This is a genomic window from Aeromonas sp. FDAARGOS 1409 (assembly GCF_019048705.1).
In the GTDB taxonomy this organism is placed as follows: domain Bacteria; phylum Pseudomonadota; class Gammaproteobacteria; order Enterobacterales; family Aeromonadaceae; genus Aeromonas; species Aeromonas sanarellii.
The window spans coordinates 1,810,896-1,833,332 of record NZ_CP077395.1 but is presented as its reverse complement, the minus strand read 5'-3'; the positions used below and the strand labels follow the sequence as shown (position 1 = coordinate 1,833,332).

The following is a 22,437-nucleotide window of genomic DNA, read 5'->3' as shown; positions in this document are numbered from 1 at the left end:
TTGGTCGTTAGGATGTGCCCATCTTGATGAACGGGGCGAGCATGATTCACCAACAACGCGTGGCGAAACGACTCCTGCTGCTGGTCTGCCTGCTGGTGCTCAATTGCGCGGCCCAGCCGCTGGCCCGACTCGCCCTGCTCGATCATGCCATCAGCTGCCAGGCCCTGCCCTCCTCCGTGACGGCCGAAGACCAGGCCGACAAGGCCAGCACCTCCAGCCCCCAGCCCAACGGTTGCCAGCTCAACGGCAAGTGGCTGAGTGCCGCCAGCCTGCTCTGCGTCGAGCAGCTGTTCTTCGCGGTGGCGCTGCTCATCGCCCTGCTGGCGCCGCTCTGGCGTTACACGCCGCCACTGCCGCCGCCACGGGCCGTCTCGCCCCCGGAACGACGACTCCACCTCACCCTCTGTGTCTGGCGGGAATGAGTTCAGCCGCGTTGTTTCGTTAGCTGTCACTCATTTTTTGCGAGACCCAAAACATGTCAACTCTCTTCAAGGCGGTCCTGCTACTGGGCTGCCTGCTGTGGCAATCCAGTGGATTGGCCAGCGATACGGGGTGGCTCACCAGCCCCCGGAACGATCACGCCAGGGTCCGGCTGCAAGCCGACCGTAGCGCCCCTGACCACACCCGCATCCTGCTCGAGGTGGCCCTCGAATCCGGCTGGAAAACCTACTGGCGCAGTCCGGGTGAAGGGGGCATAGCGCCCCGGATCCTGTGGGATCAGCCGGTCGGCGACTTCCAGTGGCACTGGCCCACGCCGCGCCCCTTCGAGGTGGCCGGGCTCAGCACCCAGGGCTATCAGGAGCAGGTGCGCTTCCCCCTGAGCCTCGACTACCCGGCCGGGCTGACGCTCAAGGGCACCTTGCGCCTCTCCACCTGCAGCAACGTCTGCATCCTGACCGACTACCCCTTCACCCTGGCGGTGGATGGGCAGGCGCCGGCCGGTTTCGACTTCGGCTGGGCCCAGGCCATGAGCACCCTGCCACAGACGCTGCCTGCCGACACCCGGGTCGAGCTCGGCTACCAGCACAACCAGCTGCAGCTGCGGGCCGAACGGGCGGATGGCTGGCAGTCGCCCACCCTCTTCATCGATGCGCTGGAAGGGGCCGAGTTTGGCAAGCCCGCGCTCGAGGTAAACGGCAATGTCCTGATCGCCCGGGTCCCGGTGAGCGACGGCTGGCAGGGGGATGCGCCCGACTTGCGCGGTCAGTCCCTCGGCCTGCTGCTCACCAGCGGCGATCAGGCCTGGCAGACCCGCGCCCCCATCGCCGGGCCCATCGCCCTGCCGACCCAGCACCAGCCCCTCCTCTGGCTGCTGGGGGCGGCGCTGCTCGGCGGCCTCATCCTCAACCTGATGCCCTGCGTGCTGCCGGTGCTGGCCCTGAAGCTCGGCTCTGTGCTGCAACGGCAGGAGAGCGAACAACGCCGGGTGCGCAGGCAGTTCCTGGCCGCCAGCGCCGGCATCCTCGCCTCCTTCTGGGTGCTGGCGGCCATGAGCAGCCTGCTGCGCGCCAGCCAGGGTGCTGTGGGCTGGGGGATCCAGTTCCAGAGCGCCGGTTTCATCGGCTTCATGGTGGCGGTGACCCTGCTGTTTTGCGCCAACCTGCTGGGGCTGTTCGAGATAAGGCTGCCGAGCAGTCTCAGCACCCGTCTCGCCACCCGCGGCGGTAACGGATTGGGCGGCCACTTCCTGCAGGGGAGCTTCGCCACCCTGCTGGCGACCCCCTGCTCGGCCCCCTTCCTCGGCACCGCGGTGGCCTTTGCACTGGCGGCGCCCCTCGGCCAGCTCTGGCTCATCTTCACGGCCCTCGGCCTTGGCATGAGCCTGCCCTGGCTGCTGGTGGCGGCCCTGCCGCGCCTCGCCCTCTGGCTGCCCAAACCGGGCCGCTGGATGGGGCACCTGCGCATCCTGCTCGGGCTGATGATGCTGGGCTCCAGCCTCTGGCTGGCGAGCCTGCTCGGCAACCATCTGGGCAGCACGGCGACCGGCTGGCTGATGGTGGCCATGGTGCTGGCGCTGCCGATTGGCATCCTCTGGCGCTATGGCATGCGCGGCTTCACGCTGGCCCTCTCCCTCTCGGCACTCATCGGCGGCGCCCTGCTGCTGGGGGGCGCCCTCACGGTGCAGGGGTCGGGCAGCATAGACAGAGTCGCCTGGCAGCCCCTCTCCGAGCGGGCCATCGTCGAGGCCCTGGCCCAGCACAAGCGGGTCTTCGTGGACGTCACCGCCGACTGGTGCGTCACCTGCAAAGCCAACAAATACAACGTGCTGCTGCGAGACGAGGTGCAGGAGGCCCTGTCCGCCCCGGACGTGGTGGCCCTGCGCGGCGACTGGAGCCGGCCGAGCGATGCCATCGCCGCCTTCCTGCGCCAGCGCGGCGCCGCCGCCGTCCCCTTCAACCAGATCTACGGGCCCGGCCTGCCCGAAGGGGAGACCCTCTCCCCCCTGCTGGACAAGGCCGAGCTGCTCAACGTCTTGAACAAGGCCGGCCTCATCCAGCCCGGCCCCCATTTCTAAGGAGAATGCCATGAACCTGCGTACCCTGACCCTGTGTACCGCCCTGGTTGCCGGCGGCCTGAGCGCCCCATTGCTGCACGCCGCCCCCTTCACCCCGGAGCAGGAGGCCCGCATCAAGGAGCTCATTCGCGAGACTCTGGTGCAGAACCCGAAGATCCTGGACGAGGCCGCCGAGTCCTGGGAGAAGCAGAACGCCGCCGCCCAGGAGGCCCAGCTCGGCGACTTCATCAAGAGCAACCAGGAGGTGCTGTTCAACAGCGCCACCAGCCCGCGCCTCGGGGCCAGGAACCCCAAACTGACCCTGGTGCTGTTCACCGATTACAACTGCCCCTACTGCAAGCAGTTCGATCCCCAGCTGACCCGGCTGCTCGAGGCCTATCCCGACGATCTGGGGCTGGTGATCAAGCTGCTGCCGTTCAAGGGGCAGACCTCCGCCAAGGCGGCCCAGTACAGCCTCACCCTGTGGCAGCAGGATCCGGCCCGCTTCCTCCCCCTGCACGACAAGCTGATGAGCAAGCAGGGGATGCTGACCGAGGCGGACATCAACAAGGCGCTGGCTGCCACCGACAACCTGACCCTCAAGCCGGAAGGCAAGGCCACCGAGGAGCTGCGCAACAGCCTTCGCATCGGCACCCTGCTGGGCGTGCAGGGCACCCCGGCGACCCTGATCGGCAACCAGCTGGTGCCTGGCGCCATCTCGTATGACGAGCTGGAACGGCTGGTCAAGGCCGAGCTGGCCAAACGGGCATGAGGAAGCCATGGATGGAGCTGCGACCACACCGACTGCGCATCGGCACCCTGCTGGGCGTACAGGGCACCCCGGCGACGCTTATCGGCAACCAGCTGGTGCCTGGTGCCATTCCCTATGACGAGCTGGAACGGCTGGTAAAAGCCGAGCTGGCCAAACGGGCATGAGGAGGCCATGGATGGAGCTGCGACCACACCGACTTCGCATCGGCACCCTGCTGGGCGTACAGGGCACCCCGGCGACCCTGATCGGCAACCAGCTGGTGCCTGGCGCCATCTCGTATGACGAACTGGAACGGCTGGTGAAGGCCGAGCTGGCCAGGCGGAGCTAAACCATGGTTGAGGATGTCGCTGTAAAGGCACCGCGCTGGCGACGCTGGGGCAAGGAGGCGCTCTGGCTGATGCTGATGGCGCTGGTCGTCTCCACCCTGCTGGATCTCTGGCGCGGCCCCAGCCTGCCGGCGGGGGCCATGGAGGCCCCCCTCACCCTGCAGGATGGCACCACCACCAGCCTGGCCGAGCAGAGCCGGGGCAGGGCGCTGCTGGTCTACTACTGGGCCAGCTGGTGCGGCGTGTGCCGCTTCACCACCCCCACGGTTGAGCAGCTCTGGCAGGAAGGCGAGAACGTGCTGACGGTGGCCCTGCGCTCCGGCAACGCTGAACAGCTGAGTCAGGGGATGGGCAAGAAGGGGCTGACCTTCCCGACCCACAACGACGAGTCGGGGGATCTGGCTGCCCGCTGGCAGGTGGGAGTCACCCCCAACTTTCTCATCATCAGGGATGGGGAGCTGGTGAGCAGCACCACGGGCTGGAGCAGCCGCTGGGGGCTCAAGCTGCGGCTGCTGTGGGCCCGCTGGTAAGCCGTCGCCACGCAAGGAATGCAAAGAGCCCGGTCGCTACCGGGCTCTTTTTTCATCTTGAGGCTGGCAAGCCTATTGTTGCGCGGGCGCCATCATCCCCTGCCCGAGTCTCCCCCTGGCGCTGGCCCGCTCGGCCTCGTCGAGCACACCATCGCCATTCTTGTCCATCTTGGTGAAGACGGCCTCATGACGCTCCATGAACTGTGCCTTGGTGGTGTCCTGCATCGGCCTCATGTTGCCCATGTTCCCCATCTTGCCCGGCATGGCCTTGCCGGACTCCTGCATCGCCTCGTGCATCCTGGCCATGGCGGCCTCTCTCTCGGCCACCGACAGGGTGCCATCCTTGTCGGTGTCCTGCCGGGCGAAACGCTGCTCGGCTCTTTCCATGAACTGGGCCTTGGTAATGTCCCCCTTCATGAACATCATGGGCTCGTCGAGGGGCTCCTCGGCGGCCAGGGCGGCGCCGCTCAACAACGCCAGGGACAGAAGATACTGTTTGAACATGGCTGTCTACTCCTTGTGATGGTCTGAGCCGGGCCCCGCTCCCCGGGACGGCCCGACGCCTCCTGTAGTGTAGTCCCGGGGCCGTCCCCCACCGGAAGGTGGATCCCAAGGCGCACCCGCCGCGCATTCCTCTGGTTACTTTTCTTCCTATTCATGGCGATGGAGGGCGGTTTCCGTTAAAATCTCCGGTTTTTGCCGAGCCTGGTTTGCCGACGTTCCGCCACCAGGCCGACACAGGATGAATTCCACCATGCCAGTGAGGCAGGATCCGTCATGAACAACTACTTCCGGGTGCTGGGCGTCAAGTCCAACGCCAGTGAAAACGACATCAAAAAAGCCTATCGTCGGCTGTCGAACCAGTACCATCCCGACAAGCTGCACGGGGCGAGCGAAGAAGAGAAAGAGCAGGCAGCCCTCAGGCTGCACCAGGTAAAGCAGGCTTATGAAGTGCTGTCCGATCCGAAACAGCGGGCCGCCTTTATCAAGGATTTCAACAACGTCATCGTGACCGATCCCGCTGCTGCCATGCAGGAGATGTGGGACCAGTTCTACCCCTGAGCCACCAGGCAAGAAGAGCGACTATGCAAAAAAAATGGGACCAGGCACGGCTCAAGGCCCTGCAAAGCGATGCCAGCGAGAACATCGAATCCTACCGGGATCAGGACGACCCCAAGGGGCTCGAGCAGTTCACCGACCAGATGAAGGCCCTGCTGCTGGCCGACATGAGCATGCTGGAGTTCATGCCCGAATACCTGCCGCTCGCCCTCTATGGCCGGGTGCAGTTCCCCCCCAAGGCCAAGGGGCAGTGGAACAAGTGGCTCGCCAGCGGCGAGCAGCCCTCCTGGGACGAGTTCAAGGTGAGCGTCGGCTTCAACAACGCCGCCCTGCCGCTGGTCAAGGCGGTACGGGCCCAGAGCGAAGATCAGCTGATGGAAGCCTGCGCCGTGCTGTTTCTGCTCGATAACCCGCAGCCCCGCGGCAGCCACAGTGCCGATGACGACTACGAGCTGCGGGACGAGGACGAAGATGACGGGGAAGATGCCGACGCCGACTATCATGGCGGTCAGGGCGAAGAAGACGATCAGGACATGTACGACGAAGTCCGTTTCTAATTGGGGCAAGGCATGAGCAACAGTCTGATAGAAATTACCGCCATCGAGATCAAAGAGCTGGCCGTCATCGAGCCGAAGCAGGCCAGCGAGAAGTTCGAGCTGATCGCCAAGACCATGTCTGACGACCAGCTGGCAGAAGTGATTGAAAACATTGATATCGTTACCCTGACCCAGATCAACGGCCAGCACGACATCTCCTTCCCCTCCATCATCTCCGAGCTGATGACCCCGGAGCGGATCCGCGACATCGTCTGCCAGCAGCCGCTCTACTGGGAAGAGGCGATCAAGAACAACGCCGACGAGCTGCAGCAGCACACCTTCGACTTCCTCAACTACCTGATCCGCACCCAGGATAGCGAAGCCAAGCAGCGGGAGATCCTCGAATGCGTGGCCGAAGACCCGGCCGGCCTCTTCTACCTCGCCATCCCCTTTATCGAGTTCTATCGCGGCGATCGCTATGAAGAGGACGAAGGCTATCGCGACGTGCTGCACGCCGAGGAGGAGGATCTCGAAGAGTCCCTGCGCTACAGCGAGCGCCAGCAGGCCGAAGACAGCCACGACTACGCCCTGGACGACCCGCGCAGCCTCTTGATGCTTATTCGCGAGCTGGCCCCCGAGGTGGAGAAGTCCATCAAGTCGCTGCTGCGCAACGAGCACTCGACCTGGGACGGCATCATCAACAAGTTTGCCGCCGAGCTGGTGATGCAGGCCAAAGAGAAGAACAAGGTCGAGGAAGACGAGTACGGCGACGTCGACGACATGTTCAGCTTTCTGGATTAAGGAGCCCATTCATGCAGTTAGTCATTCGCGATGCCAACCAGGGCCCCTTTCTGACCCAGGTGCTGCGCTTTGGCCGCGACAATGAACGGCTGAGCGAGCAACAGCTGGCCGCCATCAAGGGCAAGGCGGTGCTGATGAGCCTGAAATTCGCCGACAAGTACTACAACAAGTACAAGATGCACCTGCTGGAGCAGGCCGCCCACGACGTCATCGGCGTGGTGAGCTTAGGGTTGCAGGAGCTATCCCAGCGGGATCCGGCCAAGGCGCTGGCCCTGTTGCAGGCACAGGAAGGCCCCATCAAGCCGTTCCAGAAGGGCTGGTCCATGCTCATCACCGTCAGCCCCAAGCAGGCTGGCAACAGCCTCTACGGTGACGTGGATGCCCGCCTGCTGGACAAGATCTCGAGCCCGCCCGATATCGAGGAGTGGCAAGGGTGGCAGGAGTACGAAAAGGCGCTGGCCGAGCACAACAAGAGCCGCCTGATGGAGCTCATCGATCAGCACTTCTTCGCCAGCGAGAGCGACCACCCCACCATGGAGGACAAGCTGGCCGAGGCTCTGCTCTACCGCATCCTCTGTGGCAAGGGCAGCGGCGCCGCCCCTCTCAAGGTGAAGCAGGATCTCAAGCGCAGGCTTGCGCGGGAGCTTGAGCTCGACGAGGGCTGGTACGACACCGACTACCTCGCCGCCCAGCTCGCCCTGATGCTGAGCGAACTGCCCGCCGACATGGCGGCCGCCCTGCGCCAGGAGCTGAGCCCGGGCTTCGTGCCCAACCTGCTGCACACCCTGGGCTTTGTGCGCCAGTACCAGCTGCTGCAAAAAGAGGACGCCTCCCCGGAGAAGCTCGACAACATGGAGATGCGCGCCGGTCTCAAGCACCCCCTGCTCGGCTGGCCGCTCTATCACGACTTCTGATGACGGGTCTTTCCCTTCTGCGTATTCCAACGCCCGGCTTGCCGGGCGTTGTGCTATCCATTCAGGCCTGACTACCCCCTAAGCGTCATTGGCCCACATTTTGTCAGGGATATAATGACTCCCCCATACCAGAGCCGGGGAGCAAGGCCGTGAGCAGAAAGCCGGACCGCATTACCGCGATGCAGCAGATCATCGACGCCGTGAAGGCGGAATTTCCACTCTATCAGCCGGATACCTTCAGGTGCGGGCCGGACAACAGCTGCATCGGCTGCCCCAAGAAACTGATGGAGCTGGTCGACAGCGAGCTCTGCTACTGGCAATACCAGATCCAGCGCGGCATCTCGCCCACCTTCGACGAGCTCTATAGTTTTGGCAAGATGTGCAGGAACATCCGCCGGGCGCTGGTGAAGAACGGCCGCATCCCCGCCTGAGCGGCCACCAAGGGGGCGCTCACCCCAGGCCGGCAATAGCGTCAAGGAGCAGACCATGAACCAGGAGAGGATCCAGACCCGCTACCCCCTAGGTGGCCCCTTTGCCAGCCGCGCCGAGCTGGAACAGGCCATCACCCGGGTGATAGAGGCCCACAGGCCAGACTTCTTCCCCTTGCTGGAGCGGCTGGTGGATGAGGGCAATCCCGGCGTCCACCTCAGCCAGGAGCACCCGCCCCGGGTGCTGGGCATCGAGCTCGAGCAAGACGGCACCCGGGGCCTGGCTCGCCTCGGTTACGAATCCAACTACTTCGAGGATTGCCTGATCGTCGACGTCTATGAGCGGCACCGGATCGAGGTGCCCTTCAGCCTGAACGGGGATCTGCTGATCTTCGACGTCGAGCTGCCCATCGCCTGGAATTTCAATAAATAAGGCTATTGGGGGAGTCGGTGCCTCGGGCCGCCAACGCCCCCGCGATCCATGCAACAAGGGCAGGAGCCCGGCCCCTGCCCTTTCCCATCCTTGACCCAGCTCGCCTCACTCGGGCGCTCAGGTCAGATAGTAACGCCACGCCCTGATCGGCTCCGAATAACCCACTCTGGTGCAGAAGGGGGCCAACTCGCTGTTGGCCTGCTCCAGGCTGAGGGTCTGATGACTGTCCTCCCGGCACCACTGCACAAACTCACCGCTGTTGAAGCTGTAGTGATCCCCGTGAAAGGTTCCGTGCGCCTCGATCAGATCGATGGCTTTGTCGATCTCCATGATTGGCCTCCTGGCACTGTGCTGCTCCCTTTAAGCTTAGCGAGCGGGGAGGAGTAGGGTCGATTAGCGAAGCGTAATAGTCCGTGCCATCGGCACCGTGGTGAGTGGAAAAGGGACAAGAAGAGAGGTTGCCTGCAAAACAGCTGCAACCGGTTTACGCGATCGTCTGATTACGATTCGCTAATCAAACAGCTCTACAATGACACATAGGTAAACAATAAAAAAACACAGGGAAAATATGGGGTACAAAATGGGAAAGGCACTCACTTTATTACTTGCATTAATAATGCTTATGCATGGAAATTATATTTTCGCCGACTCAGCTAATAACAAAACGCTAAACACAGAGTTTCAGCGTATTACGGAATCATTTCTAGGTGGTGAGATAACATTTCAATGTGGTGACACAATGTTCAAAATAACATCAGGGATAATAGGCAGTCCTAAATTATTTTGGCGTTCAGGTCTTCAATGGGTTGAGTTAGATATGGTTGACTTTAAAGATACCGGCGTCGTGCTTTATGGACTAGGTAGAGAAGGAGGACTACCGATGACTGAGTACAACTTTGATACTCTAATACCAATTTTTAATAATGATAACTTTGGCATCACAAGGAGTGCCGGAAGATATTTTTATAAAATCAAAAGCGGTGAATATGTCCCATACGAGCATCAGATTGATTTTATTAGCGAAAAGATCATAGGAGAAAATCTGCAAAAAATTGTTGAACAATTTAGGTTAGATGCTGCTTTATATAAAAAGGAACAGGCATGGATAGATCAACTTTCTATCAGTGGCGAAGAAAAATCATACAATGAAAAACACCGACATATCCGTGATCAAGATATAGCAAAAATAATTGACATGTATAAAGACAGCATGGAGATAAGCACTGATTTACGTTCTTATAAAACCGTTGATTCATGCGCGTTATTAAAATGATAAAAGTAACGCCATCAAAAATAGCAGGTATTATCTTAATGTAATAAGGTTTATTTTAACGGCAAATTCAGATGGTGTGTGCAATGCCTAATAATAATGACAATAAGATCACTATCTATATAAGTTGTGAATAAAGAAGGGAGCAAATAGTTCTCTCCCTTCTTATGAATTACCCTTCCTGATTTTCCCCTGCTACCGGCTCGGCGCCGGCGACGGGTTCAATCTCGATGCGATCGACGCGCTGCAAACCGCGGGGCAGTTTGGCGCCGCGGCGACCGCGCTCGCCGCGGTAGTAGTCAAGGTCAGCTGGCTTGAGGGTCAGCTTGCGCTTGCCGGCGAACAGGGTCACCGACTGGCCCTGGGGGATGATGGCGGCCATCACCACAAACTCCTCCCGCGCCTTCACCCGTGCCGAAGGGATGCTGATAAGCTTGTTGCCCTTGCCCTTGCCGAGTACCGGCAGGGTATTGAGCGGGAACAGCAGCATGCGCCCCTCGTTGGATATGGCCATGCAGAGATCCGTGTCCGGCGCCCCTATCCTCTGGGGCGCCATGACGATGCCCCCTTCCGGCACGGTGAGCAGCGCCTTGCCGTTCTTGTTCTTGGCCGTCAGGTCGTCGTATTGGCAGACGAAGCCGTAACCGGCGTCGGAACAGATCAGGTACGGCTCGCCTTCGTTGCCCATCACCAGATGGCGTACCTCTTCCCCGGCTCCCAGCGCAAAGCGGCCGGTGAGCGGCTCGCCCTGACTGCGGGCGGAGGGCAGGGTGTGCGCCTCCAGCGAGTAGGTTCTCCCCAGGGTGGAGAGGAACACCGCCTGCTGGTTGCTGCGGCCATGGGCGTGGGCAAGATAGCCGTCCCCCGCCTTGTAGGAGAGGCCTTCCACGTCCACGTCGTGGCCCTTGGCGGCGCGCACCCAGCCCTTGTCGGAGAGGATCACGGTGACCGGCTCGCTCGGGGTGAGTTCCTTCTCAGTCAGGGCCACGGCGGTGGCTCGCTCCACCAGCGGGGTGCGGCGATCGTCGCCGTACTTCTCGGCGTCCGCCAGGATCTCTTTCTTGAGCAGGGTGCTGAGACGACGCTCGGAACCCAGGATCTGTTCCAGCTTGTCGCGCTCTTCCGCCAGCTCGTTCTGTTCGGCGCGCAGCTTGAACTCTTCGAGCTTGGCCAGGTGGCGGAGTTTCAGCTCGAGGATTGCCTCGGCCTGGGTCTCGCTGATGTTGAAACGCTCCATCATCACCCGGCCCGGCTCTTCCTCGGTTCGGATGATCTCGATCACCTCGTCGATGTTGAGGTAGGCAATGAGCAAACCTTCGAGGATGTGCAGGCGGGCCAGCACCTTGTCGAGGCGATACTGCAGGCGGCGGCGCACCGTCTCACGACGAAAACTCAGCCACTCGGTGAGGATGGTCTTGAGGTCTTTGACCTGGGGCCGGTTGTCCAGACCCAGGATGTTGAGGTTGACCCTGTAGTTCTTCTCCAAGTCCGTGGTGGCGAACAGGTGGGCCATCAGCCCCTCCACGTCCACCCGGTTGGAGCGCGGCACTATGACCAGACGGGTCGGGTTCTCGTGGTCCGATTCATCGCGCAGATCGGTGACCATGGGCAGCTTTTTGGCCACCATCTGGGCGGCGATCTGCTCCATGATCTTGGCGCCGGAGGCCTGATGGGGCAGCGCCGTGATGACGATGTCGCCATCCTCTTCGCTCCACACCGCCCGCTGCTTGATGGAGCCCTTGCCGGTCTCGTAGATCTTGCGGATGTCGTCGCGCGGCGTGATGATCTCGGCATTGGTCGGGTAGTCCGGTCCCTGCACATGGGCCATCAGGGCATCCAGGCCGGCATTGGGGTTGTCCAAGAGCTCCACGCAGGCGTGGGCCACTTCCCGCGCGTTGTGGGGCGGGATGTCGGTCGCCATCCCCACCGCGATGCCGGTCACCCCGTTGAGCAGGATGTGCGGCAGGCGCGCCGGCAGCACCACCGGCTCCTTCATAGTGCCGTCGAAGTTCGGCGTCCATTCCACCGTGCCCTGCCCCAGCTCGGAGAGCAGCAGCTCGGAGAAGCGCGACAGCCGCGCCTCGGTATAACGCATGGCGGCGAAGGATTTGGGATCGTCCGGCGCCCCCCAGTTGCCCTGACCGTCCACCAGCGGGTAGCGGTAGGAGAAGGGCTGGGCCATCAGCACCATGGCTTCGTAACAGGCGCTGTCGCCGTGGGGGTGATATTTACCCAGCACGTCACCCACGGTACGGGCGGACTTCTTGTGCTTGGAGAGGGCCGACAGGCCCAGCTCGCTCATGGCGTAGATGATGCGCCGCTGCACGGGCTTGAGGCCGTCGCCGATATGCGGCAGGGCCCGATCCATGATGACGTACATGGAGTAGTTCAAGTAAGCCTGCTCGGTAAAGGTGCGCATTGGCTGGCGCTCGACCCCGTCCAGACTGAGCTCGATAGCATCACTCATGTGAAATTCTCTTCCGGTTCGGGAGCCGCCACAGGGCGACTCCGGCTAATGCTTGCTGGCCCGCGCGGGCCAGTCGACGGCTGATGATGACGAGAGTGGGCTGACCTAGATGATCGCCAGGTTGCCCTTCTCTTCCAGCCACTCGCGGCGATCGCTCGCCCGCTTCTTGGCCAGCAGCATGTCCATCAGTTGCAGGGTCTCGTCCCCCTCCTCCCCTTCCTCGCCCATGGTGAGCTGTACCAGGCGGCGGGTGTTGGGATCCATGGTGGTTTCCCGCAGCTGTTTCGGATTCATCTCACCCAGGCCCTTGAATCGGGTCACCATCACCTTGCCCTTCTTCTTCTCGGCTTCGACCCGCTCCAGCACACCGTTCTTCTCGTCTTCGTCGAGGGCGTAGTAGACCTCCTTGCCGATATCGATCCGGTAGAGCGGCGGCATGGCCACATAGACGTGCCCCTTCTCCACCAGCGCGCGGAAGTGCTTCACGAACAGCGCGCAGAGCAGGGTGGCGATGTGCAGACCGTCCGAGTCCGCATCCGCCAGGATGCACACCTTGCCGTAGCGCAGGCCACTGAGGTCGTTGGAGTCGGGGTCGAGCCCGATGGCGACCGAGATGTCATGCACTTCTTGCGAGGCGAGCACCTGACCGGCCTCCACCTCCCAGGTGTTCAGGATCTTGCCGCGCAGGGGCATGATGGCCTGAAACTCCCGATCCCGCGCCTGCTTGGCACTGCCCCCCGCGGAGTCACCCTCTACCAGGAAGAGCTCCCCCTGCATGGGGTCGGCGCAGCCGCAATCGGTGAGCTTGCCGGGCAGCGCCGGGCCCTGGGTTATCTTCTTGCGCACCACCGTCTTGGCGGCGCGCATCCGGCGCTGGGCGCTGGAGATGCAGAGCTCCGCCAGCTGTTCGGCCAGCTCGGTGTTGCTGTTCAGATACAGGCTGAAGGCATCCTTCACCACGCCGGAGACGAAGGCCGAGCTCTGGCGGGAGGAGAGCCGCTCCTTGGTCTGGCCGGCGAACTGCGGATCCTGCATCTTGATGGAGAGGATGTAGGCACAGCGATCCCAGATATCCTCCGGGGTCAGCTTGACCCCGCGCGGCAAAAGGTTGCGGAACTCGCAGAACTCGCGCATGGCGTCGAGCAGGCCCTGACGCAGGCCGTTGACGTGGGTGCCACCGAGCGCCGTGGGGATCAGGTTCACATAGGATTCGGCGAGGCACTCACCCCCTTCCGGCAACCAGCACAGGGCCCAGTCCACCGCGGACTGCTCGGTGCTGAAGCTGCCGACGAAGGGCTGCTCCGGCAGGCAGGTGAATTGCTTGACCGCGTCGATGAGGTAATCCTTGAGGCCGTCTTCGTAGCACCACTCAAGCCGGATGCCGGTGTTCTTGTCGAGGAACTTGATGGTGAGGCCGGGACAGAGCACGGCCTTGGCCTTGAGCAGGTGCTCGAGTTTCGAGACCGAGAAGCGGGGCGAGTCGAAATAGCTCGGCTGGGGCCAGAAGCGCACCCGGGTGCCGGTGTTGCGACGCCCGCAGGTGCCTGTGATGGTCAGATCAGACACCTTCTCGCCCCGCTCGAAGGCGATGTCATAGACCTGTCCGTCCCGGCGCACCGTCACCTCGACCCTATCGGAGAGGGCGTTCACCACCGAGATCCCCACCCCGTGCAGACCGCCGGAGAACTGGTAGTTCTTGTTGGAGAACTTGCCGCCCGCATGCAGCTTGCAGAGGATCAGCTCCACGCCGGAGACCCCTTCCTCCGGGTGAATGTCCACCGGCATGCCGCGACCGTCGTCGATCACCTCGAGGGATTGATCCTCGTGCAGGATCACCTCCAGGTTGCGGGCATGGCCCGCCAGCGCCTCGTCGACGCTGTTGTCGATGACCTCCTGGCCGAGGTGGTTGGGCCGGGTGGTGTCGGTATACATGCCGGGGCGGCGACGCACCGGTTCAAGGCCATTGAGGACCTCAATGGCATCCGCATTGTATTGAGTAGACATGGAGGGCCTTGCGAATTGACGTTTGGGGGGAATCTTACTCGCTGGGAGGGTATTGGACAAACCCGTCGGCGGCAAAGCTTGATCCCGACCGGATAAGCCGCCGCCCCCGCCCCGTTCAGCTCGCCTCGACCGCCACCGGCAGCGCCTGCTGCAACTGGGAGAGGGCGCCGTGCAGCCGCCACACCATGCCGGCCAGCTCCCGCGCCGCCGGCTCCCTGTGGTTGGCCAGGGCCCCGCAGATCCGCTGCAGCTCGCCCAGGGTGCGATCCAGGGAGGCGCGCTGCACCCCCTGCTCGGTGAGGATCCCCTGCAGAGCGCGGATACAGGCGTCGCGCACCAGGTAGAGGGGCTGATCCTCGCCGCGCCACTGGCGCAGCTGCCAGACGATGTGGCTGCAGTTGAGCAGCACCACGCCCCAGCGCAGCACCCAGAGGCGGGCGGTCTGATCCTGGCTCTGGCTGAGCTGGCTGATGCAGTGGTAGATGAGGGATTCGAACTGGCTCTCGCTCTGGCGCGGGGCCGGCGCCAGCTGATCCATGAAGTGGCGGCGCAGGGAGCGGATCAGGCGGCGGCTCTTGCGCCGATCCGAGCTCGGCCGCAGCAGCTGGAACGCCAGTCCGGCGCTCATCACCCCCAGCGCCTGCCCCAGGCTGCCGTTGATGTACTGCAGGTAGTCGTAGCTCGGCGGATTGGTGATGGCGAGAAAGGAGCCGAGCAGCACGATGAGCTGGCCCCAGAGCACCGCCTGCCTGGGTTGTTGCTGCTTGAACAGCTGCATGGTGATGAGCGCGGGGAACAGCAGGGCGCAGAAGAGCCAGAAGTCGTCGAGCCGGATCATCAGGCCGAACTTGACCGCGAAGCAGATGAGGCTCAGCAGCAGGATCGCCTTGAGCATGGTGTTGGCCCCCTTGGCGGGCGCCGGGGTGGCCGAGTAGAGCACGCAGCAGATGGAGAGCAGGGTCAGCGCCGAACTGCCCGCATCCCACTGGCTGTGGATCCAGAAGGCGCAGCCGAGCAGCACGCAGAGGAAGGTGCGCCCGCCGTTGTAGGCCGCCTCCAGCGTGTCGGTGTGGCTGGTGAGCGAAGAGTGGCGCGGCGGCGCCGGCCACTCCTGATCGTCGTAACGGGCCAGCCGATCCAGCCAGCGCAGACACTCCAGATAGCTCCAGCAGAAGTGGCGCAGCCGCCGCCAGAAGGTGTGCAGCCGATAGTCGCTGGCCGCCGTCGGCACCAAGGGGGCCAGCAGCCGGGCGATGCGGTACTTGTCGCAGCCGGGCTGGCCCAGCTCGGCCAGCAGCCGCTCCAGCAACGCCTGCAGCCCCTCAGGCTGCGCCGGCCAGTTGTGCAGCATGCGGCGCTGGCTGGAGATGAGGCTGATGAGCCGCAGCTGGCGATGCAGCAGGAAGTTGAGCAGCTTGTTGTGGCGCCGCAGCCGATGATGGCTCCAGACCGCCTGGATGCGCAGCACGTTCATGGTGAGGATCTGGCCGATCAACCCCTCGTGGGCGGTGCGCACCTCCGGGCTCGCCTCCCCCAGCCAGAGCAGCTGGGCATGCTCCAGCAGGCGGGCCTGGGTCTTGTTCAGCGACTGCAGCAGGGTCTCGCCATCCGAGGTGCTGGGCAGGATCATCATCAACAGGCCGCCGCAGAGGATGCCGATGATCACCTCGCTCACCCGCGCCTGGGCGATGTCGAAGATGTGCTGCGGGTCGGTCAGGTTGACGCAGGAGAAGGCGATGATGGCGGCGGTGTAGCCCGCCAGCGCAAAGGCGTAGGAGACGTTGTTCTGATGGTGGTTGGAGATGTAAGTACAGAGCGCCAGCCAGAGTGCGATGAGGAAGCTGAACAGCCAGGGATCGCTGATGCCAAGGCCGGTGATCACCACAGCCGCCATGGCGCCGATGAGGCTGCCCACTACCCGCCCCAGACTCTTGCTGATGACGCCGCCCACGGTGGGAAAGCTCACCACGGCCGCTGAGGTCATCGCCCAGTAGGGAGAGTCCAGCTCCAGCACGAAGGCCAGCCAGAGCGACAGGCACATGGCCAGGCTGTTGCGCAGGGCGTAGCGCCACTGGCCGCCATTGGCCTTGCCCCAGGGGGTCTGGCGCCAGAGCGAGGCGGCCACCTTACTCCCCTATGGTGATGGTGCAGGTGGTGCCTGCAATCAGCGTCAGCCCGGGCGGCACCTCCAGCAGCTTGATCCGCACCGGCACCCGCTGGGCCAGCCGCACCCAGGGCACGTTGGGTTTGACGTCCAGCAGCAGGTTGTCGGCCCCCTCCACGCTCTGATCGTGGATGGCGCGCCCTATGCTCTCCACTTCGCCGTGCAGCCGCTGCTCCCCGCTGTAGAGCACCACCTCTGCCGGTTTGCCCGGCGCTATGTGCCTGAGCTTGGTCTCCTCGAAGTAGCCCTGCACGTAGAAGGAGTGGATGTCCACCAGTGCCACCAGCGGCACGCCGGCGCTGGCATAGTTGCCGACCCGGGTCTGCAGGTTGGTGATGTAGCCGTCGCTCGCGGCATGAACCCGGGTCTTGGCCAGCGACCATCTGGCCTGCTCCAGATTGGCCTGGGCCACCTGGTAGGCCGCCTTCATCGCCTGGGCATTGAGGCGGGCCTCGTCCACCGCCTCGGCGGAGATGACGCTGCGGGAGAGGCTCTGGCGACGGCCCGCCTCGTGCTCCGCCTTGTCGAGATCCGATTTGGCCTTGGCCAGCGCCGCCTGGGCGTTGTCCAGCGCGATCCGGTAGGGCTCGGGATCCAGGGTAAAGATCTCCTCCCCCGCCTTCACCAGCTGGTTGTCTTTCACCGCTATCTTGATGATCTTGCCCGACACCTCTGGGGTGATGCTGACCAGCTCGGCCCGCACCTTGCCATCCCGGGTCCAGGGCCCCTGCATGTAGTAGTTCCACAGCCACCAGCCCGCCGCCAGCGCCAGCGCGCAGACCAGCAGGGTAGAGAAGTATTTGAGGGTCGCGAGGGGTGATTTAGCCATGTAGCAATATCCATAGGGCGCCGCTGACGGCGAGGATAAACAGGGAGAGATCCATCAGCAGGGGATGCCAGACATCCCCACCGTAGAGCCAGTCACGCAGCAGGTGGTGCACGGGCAGCCAGCCTAGCAGGCCAAGCAGCACCGCCTTGAACAGGGGAGGAAAGTAGAGAGAGGCGCCAAGGACCAGGTCGGGCAATGCGGAAGAGATGGGCAATGACGGGCTCCCTGTGGGCGGAGGAAGGGGTGCGCCAAGGTTAACACAGCCGGCGGCGGCGACAGAAGCGGGTGACTCCTTCCCCGCGTCGTCGCCTCAATCGAACAGGGTATCCCGCCGACCCTCGCGCAGATGGGCGTGCAGGGTGCGCAACTGGGATGCCACCACCCGATGGCGGGAAAGCGGGGGCAAGTCGTCGATGGGGAAGTACGCCGCGCCCTGGGTCTCATTAGTCTCGGTGAGTAGCGCGCCCCCCGTCACCTCGCACAGGAAGAAAGCCTTGTGGGCATGGGGCAGTTGCGGGGGATGGGGATGCTTGAGCTTGTCGAACAGCGCCAGCAGTTGCACGGCCCGGCAGGCGAGGCCGGTCTCCTCCACCACTTCGCGCACCACGGCCCCCGCCGGCGAGTCGCCAATGTCGCACCAGCCCCCCGGCAGGGTCCAGAGCCCGTCGCAGCGCTCCTGCACCAGCAGGAGATGGCCCGCATCGTTCTGGATGAAGGCTCGCACATCCAGCTTGGGGGTGGGATAGCCGCTATCGAGGGCGATCCAGTCGCCGATGGCTTCCGGTGCCAGCTCGCTCTGGCTGGCGATGAGCGCCACCGTGGCGGCTCGCAGCGCCTCGAAGCGGGCTATATCGAAGGGATCTTTCGAGTAGGTAAGCCCGGCCTGCGCCGTGGCCAGCACCTGTTCGAGGAAGGCGGCCAACGGCGGCTGCACGGCTAGAGCCCGAGGAAGCGGACGATCTGGGCGGGGTAGCGCTCGAAGCCTGTGAAGGCGTGGTTGCCACCGCACTCCAGCGACAGGCGGGCAAAGCGGTATTCGTCCAGCGCCTTGCGATAATCGAGCACTTCATCCTCCTGCTGCTGCAGGATCCAGAGCCGCTCGGGGGCCGTCACCGGCACCGCCAACGCCCGCAGCTCATCCATATGTGCAGGCAGCAGCTCGTAGCGTTCGCCGCTGTAGGGGTTGGTCTGGGGACCGAGGTAGTCGCAGAGCAGTTCGTGAGGGCGCACCGCCGGGTTGATGAGGGCGGCGCGGCAACCATGCAGCTCGCTCACCCTGGTCGCCATAAAGCCGCCGAGGGAGCTGCCCACGGCGCCGAGCTTGAACGCACTGCCGTGACGGGCTTTCAGGCCGGCGATGGCCTGCTCGATGGCGGACCAGGCCGCCGCTGGCGTATTGGGCTGGGCCGGGATCACCACCTCGATGTCGGGCCTGTGCTCGGCCACCCAGGCCGCCATCTGCTGCGCCTTGGCCGAGCCGGGGGAGGAGTTGAAACCGTGCAGATAAAGCAGAACGGAGGTCATGCTGGCCTCCTCAATAACCGGTGGCATCGGGGTCGGGCACGAACTGCCCCATCGGCAGGCGCCACACCTGGCTCGCGACTTTGCCGTCCGGATGAAGGGTGAGATAGCGCCAACCCGGGCCGGACTCGTCCAGGGCGAAGCCGTCGGAGAGCGGCTTGAACTGGATGCAGGTGGAGGGGCTGGCGATCAGCCTCACCCCTCGATGCACCTCGTCAAACTCCTGGTGGACGTGGCCGAACAGTATGGTCTTCTGCTGCGGGTGGCGGGCCAGCACGGCAAACAGGTCGTCGGCATTCTTGAGGTTGTGCTGATCCAGCCAGGCGCAGCCCACCGGCACCGCCTGATGGTGCAGGGCGATGAGGGCATGGCGCTCGGGATGCTGGCGCAGGGCCTGATCCAGGGCCGCCAGCTGGTGATCCCCCAGCACGCCGTGGGGTTTGCCGCGCACCTGGGTGTCCAGCAGGATGATCTGCCAGTGCTCCCCCACCAGTTGCTTGGCCTCGCTGATGCCGGCCGCATGCAGGTATTCGGTCATCAGGGGGCCGTCGTCGTGGTTGCCGGGCAGCCAGTAGATGGGGCGAGCGAGCGGCGCCATCATGGAGGCGAAGCGCTGGTAGGACTCCGGGCTGTGATCCTGGGAGAGATCCCCGGTGGCGAGGATGAGATCGAACGGGTGGTCATTGGCCTGCACCTGTTCCAGCACGGCGGCCAGGCTCTGCGCCGTGGGCACGGCCAGCAGCCGCCCCTCGGCGCTCGCGAAGAGATGGGTGTCGGTAATCTGTAACAGGCGCACACTGCCGTCCGGCGCCTGAGGTAGCTCTGTTTCCAAAATCACGCTTCTTTTTTTATGGGTTCAACTAGAGGATGTTGATCAGGCTGGTGCCGTGTTTGAGACAAAATCTTAACCAATCGGCCAGGAATAGATTTACCTGCTCTTTTTCATCCCTGTGATGCATTTTTTGATTGGGATAATCATAACGTGGTTGCAACATCGAAATCTGTTGCGCCGCACACACTTCCGCCATCCGCACATCATGATACAAACGGATCTCTATTCGGGCCTGCAAATAACTCGGCAATTCCGGGTTGTGCTGGGCCAGGATCACCTGGCTGGTGAAGCGACTCTCCTCGCTCACCGTGAGCTGAAACTGCAGCCCGTTGCCCACCTGATAGCGGCGCTCGGCCCCCACGGAGCCGCCGGGGGGCAGCAGCTTCATCAAGGCCATGTAGTTCACCTCGCAGGTACGCTGCAAGGACATCAAATCAGGCACATAGCGCTTCATCGGGCTCTGAACTAATGGCATATCGCCGCTCCATCAATCAGGGTCCATGGGTAGTTCACCTCGCAGGTGCGCTGCGAGGAGATCAGGTCCGGCGCATAGCGCCGGCTCTGTTGCAGGGTCAGCGCCACCTTAGCACTCCGCCAACCAGCGGGCCCGCAGTTCGCCGTGGTTGAGGGCCAGCCACTGCAGGGCGATGACGGAGGCGGCGTTGTCGATGCGCCCCTCCTTCAACCAGGCATAGGCCTGCTCGCGGCTCACTACGTGCACCCGGATGTCTTCACCTTCCTCCGCCAGACCGTGGATCCCCGCGGCCCGGCTCGCATCCACCTCGCCAATGTAGACTTCGATGCGCTCTGTGCTGCCACCCGGGCTCACCAGATAGCTGATGGCGTGTTCACAGCGGCCCACCTCGATCCCCGCCTCTTCCACCGCTTCGCGCCGCACCACGGCCTCGGCGGTCTCCCCTTCATCTATGATGCCGGCCACCAGTTCGAGCAGCCAGGGGGTGGCGCTGGTCTCCATGGCGCCGATGCGAAACTGCTCCACCAGCACGATCTCATCCCGTACCGGATCATAAGGCAGCAGGGCGGCGGCATGGCCGCGCTCGAACAGTTCCCGTACTATGGGCTCATTCCAGCCACCGGCAAACAGCCTGTGCTGCAAGCGGTAGACGTTCACCTTGAAGAAGCCGTTATATCCGGCTGATTTCCCGATGATTTTCACATCATCGCCGGAGTAGTGACTGGTTTGAGGCAAGGCTTGCTGTGACATATGAGACTCCTACCAGCTTGACTTGGCCTGGTTTGACCATAATATTCGGGGGCATGAATGAACATTCATTCATTTGCTCTCGCCGATGATGAGGGAAGGATTTTAGCAGCCACAGGACATTTGGCTAGGCGGGTTGCCGAGAAAACCTGCCCTGCCTCTTGACGTTTCCGTTACTGGAAAAGAGACAGTTCGCAATGAAATCTGCTTATAGTAGAGTGGTTAAGCTGAAATCAAGCTTGGTCGGTGACAATCCCCCCCTTCATCCAGCGGACAGCTTTGGGTTGATACATAAGGTTAAAAATATCATATGAAAAGAACACTCTTGTCAGTCATGGTGATGCTGGGTGTGAGCGGCGCCGCTCATGCCGAAAACCTGCTCGAAATTTACCAACAAGCCCAGATCAAGGATACCCAGCTGTTGGAATCCAAGGCCAAACGGGACCAAGCCTTCGAGAAGATCAACGAATCCCGCGCAGCCCTGCTGCCCCAGATCAACCTGGGTGCCGGCCTCAACTACCTGCAGAACAAGGACGATACCCAGACCAACTCGGGCGCCACCGGCTCAGTGACGCTGGATCAGTCCATCTACCGCCGCAGCAACTGGGTCAACCTGGACCTGACCGAGAAGAGCGCCACCCAGTCCGACGTGGCCTACAACCTCGAGTACCAGAACCTGATGCTGCGTACCGCCCAGGCCTATTTCGACGTGCTCAAGGCGATGGATACCCTGGAATTCGTGCGCGCCAACAAGACCGCGGTGGAACGTCAGCTGGAACAGACCCAGCAGCGCTTCGAAGTGGGCCTGACCGCCATCACCGACGTGCATGAGGCCGAGGCCGAGCGCGACCAGGCGCTGGCGGACGAGATCAATGCCGAGAACACCCTGGACAACAGCTACGAGAGCCTGCGCGAGCTGACCGGCATCGATCACCGTCAGCTGGACGTGCTCAACACCGAGCGCTTCAGTCCGCAGAAGACGGCCTTCAACTCCGACAAGTGGCTGGAGCTGGCCCTGGACAAGAACCTGGAGCTGCACAGCGCCCGCATCGGCAAGGACATCGCCAAGGAGCAGATCGATCTGGCCAAGACAGGCCACGAGCCGACCCTGGATCTCGGCGCCGGGCTCAGCGCCGGTTACAACGATTACAAGGACGAGATCCGCAACCCCGAGAGCAACAGCAACCAGGGCAATATCGGCCTGAACTTCAACCTGCCGCTCTACACAGGCGGGGCCACCACCTCCCAGGTCAAGCAGGCGCAGTTCAACTACGTGGCCGCCAGTGAACAGCTGGAGCGCAGCTTCCGCTCGGTGCAGAGCACGGTCCGCTCCTCCTACAACAACGTGAACGCCAGCATCGGCTCGGTGCGCGCCTACAGCCAGTCCGTCATCTCCGCCGACAGCGCCCTGAAGGCGACCGAGGCCGGGTATGAAGTGGGCACCCGCACCATAGTCGACGTGCTGGACGCCACCCGCAAGCTGTATCAGGCCAAGCAGAAGCTCTCCGAGGCCCGCTACAACTACATCCTCAGCATCCTCTCCCTGAAGCAGGCCGCCGGCATCCTGGAGCAGAAGGATCTGGAGGAGGTCAACCAGGGGCTGATGCCTGCGGCCCAGGTCACCAAACAGTCCTGAGCCAGGCGCACACCATGAGAAAAGGCGACCCCGGGGTCGCCTTTTTTATGTCTGCACAGTAGTCAAACCGCTCACTTCCAACCTATCCCGGTAGGCGTCGTTGTTGAAGGCAGTTTGAATCAGGACAGCACACAGAAACCGGAGCGTACTGGAGTACGTGAGCCCTTGGTTTCACATAAGCGAGCACTGCCCGGGTTCA

At 62.9% G+C, this 22,437-nt stretch carries 24 protein-coding genes and 2 pseudogenes; 14 read left to right on the top strand and 12 right to left on the bottom strand.

From position 1 onward, the window contains the following. The first annotated feature begins 41 nt into the window (after positions 1-41). From I6L39_RS08740 to I6L39_RS08715, 6 genes and pseudogenes are all read left to right on the top strand, one after another. A complete protein-coding gene (locus tag I6L39_RS08740) occupies positions 42-422 on the top strand; it encodes a hypothetical protein (protein WP_216991575.1) in 381 nt (126 codons plus the stop codon). 53 nt (positions 423-475) lie between these two features. Continuing rightward, positions 476-2,515: a protein-disulfide reductase DsbD gene (locus tag I6L39_RS08735; RefSeq protein WP_216991574.1), complete on the top strand. Its 2,040-nt coding sequence runs from the start codon at positions 476-478 to the stop codon at positions 2,513-2,515. A gap of 10 nt (positions 2,516-2,525) precedes the next feature. After that, on the top strand, positions 2,526-3,266 hold the full coding sequence (locus tag I6L39_RS08730) for a DsbA family protein (RefSeq protein WP_216991573.1): 741 nt from the start codon (positions 2,526-2,528) through the stop codon (positions 3,264-3,266). A gap of 14 nt (positions 3,267-3,280) precedes the next feature. Then, a pseudogene (locus I6L39_RS08725) lies at positions 3,281-3,430 on the top strand (DsbA family protein); the annotation flags it as partial. 14 nt (positions 3,431-3,444) lie between these two features. Beyond that, positions 3,445-3,594, top strand: a pseudogene (locus I6L39_RS08720) (DsbA family protein); the annotation flags it as partial. A 3-nt stretch (positions 3,595-3,597) separates the two neighbouring features. After that, the gene (locus I6L39_RS08715; RefSeq protein ID WP_216991570.1) at positions 3,598-4,122 is read left to right on the top strand and encodes a protein disulfide oxidoreductase; all 525 of its coding nucleotides are present in this window, start codon (positions 3,598-3,600) and stop codon (positions 4,120-4,122) included. 72 nt (positions 4,123-4,194) lie between these two features. On the opposite strand, the gene I6L39_RS08710 is transcribed toward I6L39_RS08715, so the two are convergent. Further along, positions 4,195-4,626, bottom strand: a complete 432-nt coding sequence (locus I6L39_RS08710) for an EF-hand domain-containing protein (RefSeq protein ID WP_216991569.1) — start codon at positions 4,624-4,626, stop codon at positions 4,195-4,197. Between the two features lie 273 nt (positions 4,627-4,899). On the opposite strand from I6L39_RS08710, the gene I6L39_RS08705 reads away from it, so the two are divergent. The 6 genes from I6L39_RS08705 to I6L39_RS08680 all read left to right on the top strand — a co-directional run bounded on the left by I6L39_RS08705 (position 4,900) and on the right by I6L39_RS08680 (position 8,293). Then, complete coding sequence (locus I6L39_RS08705) at positions 4,900-5,184, top strand: DnaJ domain-containing protein (protein ID WP_042079392.1); 285 nt, start codon at positions 4,900-4,902, stop codon at positions 5,182-5,184. A gap of 23 nt (positions 5,185-5,207) precedes the next feature. Further along, positions 5,208-5,738: a hypothetical protein gene (locus tag I6L39_RS08700; protein ID WP_216991568.1), complete on the top strand. Its 531-nt coding sequence runs from the start codon at positions 5,208-5,210 to the stop codon at positions 5,736-5,738. Positions 5,739-5,750: 12 nt separating this feature from the next. Next, positions 5,751-6,518: a hypothetical protein gene (locus I6L39_RS08695; protein ID WP_026035107.1), complete on the top strand. Its 768-nt coding sequence runs from the start codon at positions 5,751-5,753 to the stop codon at positions 6,516-6,518. Positions 6,519-6,529: 11 nt separating this feature from the next. Then, a complete protein-coding gene (locus tag I6L39_RS08690; RefSeq protein WP_216991567.1) occupies positions 6,530-7,432 on the top strand; it encodes a hypothetical protein in 903 nt (300 codons plus the stop codon). Between the two features lie 179 nt (positions 7,433-7,611). Beyond that, positions 7,612-7,863: a hypothetical protein gene (locus tag I6L39_RS08685; RefSeq protein WP_216991773.1), complete on the top strand. Its 252-nt coding sequence runs from the start codon at positions 7,612-7,614 to the stop codon at positions 7,861-7,863. Between the two features lie 55 nt (positions 7,864-7,918). Further along, a complete protein-coding gene (locus I6L39_RS08680) occupies positions 7,919-8,293 on the top strand; it encodes a hypothetical protein (RefSeq protein ID WP_216991566.1) in 375 nt (124 codons plus the stop codon). Between the two features lie 117 nt (positions 8,294-8,410). On the opposite strand, the gene I6L39_RS08675 is transcribed toward I6L39_RS08680, so the two are convergent. Further along, positions 8,411-8,623, bottom strand: coding sequence for a hypothetical protein (locus I6L39_RS08675; RefSeq protein ID WP_216991565.1), 213 nt, complete (start codon positions 8,621-8,623; stop codon positions 8,411-8,413). Positions 8,624-8,873: 250 nt separating this feature from the next. Between I6L39_RS08675 and I6L39_RS08670 the strand changes: the two genes are divergently transcribed. After that, positions 8,874-9,566, top strand: coding sequence for a hypothetical protein (locus I6L39_RS08670; protein WP_216991564.1), 693 nt, complete (start codon positions 8,874-8,876; stop codon positions 9,564-9,566). Between the two features lie 169 nt (positions 9,567-9,735). On the opposite strand, the gene parC is transcribed toward I6L39_RS08670, so the two are convergent. The 10 genes from parC to nudF all read right to left on the bottom strand — a co-directional run bounded on the left by parC (position 9,736) and on the right by nudF (position 20,605). Then, positions 9,736-12,030 carry a DNA topoisomerase IV subunit A gene (gene parC, locus I6L39_RS08665; RefSeq protein WP_216991563.1) on the bottom strand — a complete coding sequence of 765 codons (2,295 nt, stop codon included), beginning with the start codon at positions 12,028-12,030 and terminating at the stop codon, positions 9,736-9,738. Positions 12,031-12,135: 105 nt separating this feature from the next. Beyond that, positions 12,136-14,034, bottom strand: coding sequence for a DNA topoisomerase IV subunit B (gene parE, locus I6L39_RS08660; protein ID WP_216991562.1), 1,899 nt, complete (start codon positions 14,032-14,034; stop codon positions 12,136-12,138). A 115-nt stretch (positions 14,035-14,149) separates the two neighbouring features. Continuing rightward, entirely contained in the window at positions 14,150-16,159 is a 2,010-nt protein-coding gene (locus I6L39_RS08655; protein ID WP_216991561.1) for an FUSC family protein, read from the bottom strand. 1 nt (position 16,160) lies between these two features. Then, complete coding sequence (locus I6L39_RS08650; RefSeq protein WP_042076810.1) at positions 16,161-17,027, bottom strand: HlyD family secretion protein; 867 nt, start codon at positions 17,025-17,027, stop codon at positions 16,161-16,163. Next, positions 17,020-17,241, bottom strand: coding sequence for a DUF1656 domain-containing protein (locus I6L39_RS08645; RefSeq protein ID WP_084202739.1), 222 nt, complete (start codon positions 17,239-17,241; stop codon positions 17,020-17,022). Before I6L39_RS08645 ends, I6L39_RS08650 begins: the two co-directional genes overlap by 8 nt. 96 nt (positions 17,242-17,337) lie before the next feature. Next, on the bottom strand, positions 17,338-17,961 hold the full coding sequence (locus I6L39_RS08640; protein WP_216991560.1) for an NUDIX hydrolase: 624 nt from the start codon (positions 17,959-17,961) through the stop codon (positions 17,338-17,340). A 2-nt stretch (positions 17,962-17,963) separates the two neighbouring features. Continuing rightward, on the bottom strand, positions 17,964-18,551 hold the full coding sequence (locus tag I6L39_RS08635; protein ID WP_216991559.1) for a YqiA/YcfP family alpha/beta fold hydrolase: 588 nt from the start codon (positions 18,549-18,551) through the stop codon (positions 17,964-17,966). A gap of 10 nt (positions 18,552-18,561) precedes the next feature. After that, entirely contained in the window at positions 18,562-19,380 is an 819-nt protein-coding gene (gene cpdA / locus I6L39_RS08630; protein ID WP_216991558.1) for a 3',5'-cyclic-AMP phosphodiesterase, read from the bottom strand. Between the two features lie 28 nt (positions 19,381-19,408). Further along, positions 19,409-19,855 (bottom strand): DUF1249 domain-containing protein, encoded by a 447-nt coding sequence (locus I6L39_RS08625; RefSeq protein ID WP_216991557.1) that lies wholly within the window; start codon positions 19,853-19,855, stop codon positions 19,409-19,411. 108 nt (positions 19,856-19,963) lie between these two features. Further along, the gene (nudF, locus tag I6L39_RS08620; protein ID WP_216991556.1) at positions 19,964-20,605 is read right to left on the bottom strand and encodes an ADP-ribose diphosphatase; all 642 of its coding nucleotides are present in this window, start codon (positions 20,603-20,605) and stop codon (positions 19,964-19,966) included. A gap of 307 nt (positions 20,606-20,912) precedes the next feature. On the opposite strand from nudF, the gene tolC reads away from it, so the two are divergent. Beyond that, positions 20,913-22,238: an outer membrane channel protein TolC gene (tolC, locus tag I6L39_RS08615; RefSeq protein ID WP_216991555.1), complete on the top strand. Its 1,326-nt coding sequence runs from the start codon at positions 20,913-20,915 to the stop codon at positions 22,236-22,238. Positions 22,239-22,437: the final 199 nt, after the last annotated feature.

Coding starts and splice junctions, on each gene's coding strand:
- I6L39_RS08740 (WP_216991575.1), top strand. CDS start 42: ATGATTCACCAACAACGCGTGGCGAAACGACTCCTGCTGCTGGTCTGC.
- I6L39_RS08735 (WP_216991574.1), top strand. CDS start 476: ATGTCAACTCTCTTCAAGGCGGTCCTGCTACTGGGCTGCCTGCTGTGG.
- I6L39_RS08730 (WP_216991573.1), top strand. CDS start 2,526: ATGAACCTGCGTACCCTGACCCTGTGTACCGCCCTGGTTGCCGGCGGC.
- I6L39_RS08715 (WP_216991570.1), top strand. CDS start 3,598: ATGGTTGAGGATGTCGCTGTAAAGGCACCGCGCTGGCGACGCTGGGGC.
- I6L39_RS08710 (WP_216991569.1), bottom strand. CDS start 4,626: ATGTTCAAACAGTATCTTCTGTCCCTGGCGTTGTTGAGCGGCGCCGCC.
- I6L39_RS08705 (WP_042079392.1), top strand. CDS start 4,900: ATGAACAACTACTTCCGGGTGCTGGGCGTCAAGTCCAACGCCAGTGAA.
- I6L39_RS08700 (WP_216991568.1), top strand. CDS start 5,208: ATGCAAAAAAAATGGGACCAGGCACGGCTCAAGGCCCTGCAAAGCGAT.
- I6L39_RS08695 (WP_026035107.1), top strand. CDS start 5,751: ATGAGCAACAGTCTGATAGAAATTACCGCCATCGAGATCAAAGAGCTG.
- I6L39_RS08690 (WP_216991567.1), top strand. CDS start 6,530: ATGCAGTTAGTCATTCGCGATGCCAACCAGGGCCCCTTTCTGACCCAG.
- I6L39_RS08685 (WP_216991773.1), top strand. CDS start 7,612: ATGCAGCAGATCATCGACGCCGTGAAGGCGGAATTTCCACTCTATCAG.
- I6L39_RS08680 (WP_216991566.1), top strand. CDS start 7,919: ATGAACCAGGAGAGGATCCAGACCCGCTACCCCCTAGGTGGCCCCTTT.
- I6L39_RS08675 (WP_216991565.1), bottom strand. CDS start 8,623: ATGGAGATCGACAAAGCCATCGATCTGATCGAGGCGCACGGAACCTTT.
- I6L39_RS08670 (WP_216991564.1), top strand. CDS start 8,874: ATGGGAAAGGCACTCACTTTATTACTTGCATTAATAATGCTTATGCAT.
- parC (WP_216991563.1), bottom strand. CDS start 12,030: ATGAGTGATGCTATCGAGCTCAGTCTGGACGGGGTCGAGCGCCAGCCA.
- parE (WP_216991562.1), bottom strand. CDS start 14,034: ATGTCTACTCAATACAATGCGGATGCCATTGAGGTCCTCAATGGCCTT.
- I6L39_RS08650 (WP_042076810.1), bottom strand. CDS start 17,027: ATGGCTAAATCACCCCTCGCGACCCTCAAATACTTCTCTACCCTGCTG.
- I6L39_RS08635 (WP_216991559.1), bottom strand. CDS start 18,551: ATGACCTCCGTTCTGCTTTATCTGCACGGTTTCAACTCCTCCCCCGGC.
- I6L39_RS08625 (WP_216991557.1), bottom strand. CDS start 19,855: ATGCCATTAGTTCAGAGCCCGATGAAGCGCTATGTGCCTGATTTGATG.
- nudF (WP_216991556.1), bottom strand. CDS start 20,605: ATGTCACAGCAAGCCTTGCCTCAAACCAGTCACTACTCCGGCGATGAT.
- tolC (WP_216991555.1), top strand. CDS start 20,913: ATGAAAAGAACACTCTTGTCAGTCATGGTGATGCTGGGTGTGAGCGGC.